Source organism: Vibrio sp. 10N.261.55.A10 (genome assembly GCF_041470825.1).
In the GTDB taxonomy this organism is placed as follows: Bacteria; Pseudomonadota; Gammaproteobacteria; order Enterobacterales; family Vibrionaceae; genus Vibrio; species Vibrio crassostreae_C.
On record NZ_JBFRNC010000103.1, the window covers coordinates 1 to 428 of the forward strand.

Below are 428 nucleotides of genomic sequence, written 5' to 3' on the forward strand. Positions count from 1 at the left end.
GTCCTTGCGCCATGAACTAATAGTGTTCGTAAGTATTTATCACCGTGTTTGGTTATTCGGCCTAAGCGAGGTTTTCCTCCTGTGGAATATTGCTTTGGTACGAGTCCTAGCCAAGCAGAGAAATCACGGCTTTTATCAAATTGAGAACCATTGCCTATCGAAGCAAGTATCGCAGTAGCGGTTTGCGGTCCAATGCCACGAACCTTCATCACTCGTTGAACATTAGCGCTGACCTTAGCAAAAGAGTCGAAGACTTGTTCAGTATCGGCGATACGTTGATTCAACTCTCCAAGGTGGTGATAAGCATCGGCAATCACCGTTCTTGCGAGATGTGGCAGTTCATTTTCTGCATCTTCAAGCATTAAGGGAACGTGTTTCATCAATGAAGAGCGACCAACGGGAATGATCAACCCGAACTCAGAAAGTAG

1 protein-coding gene is annotated in these 428 nt (G+C 45.6%); it reads right to left on the reverse strand.

Annotated features, from left to right (window positions below):
* Positions 1-428: transposase (locus tag AB4274_RS21745; protein WP_372113213.1), on the reverse strand; the 428-nt coding region annotated here is incomplete at both ends.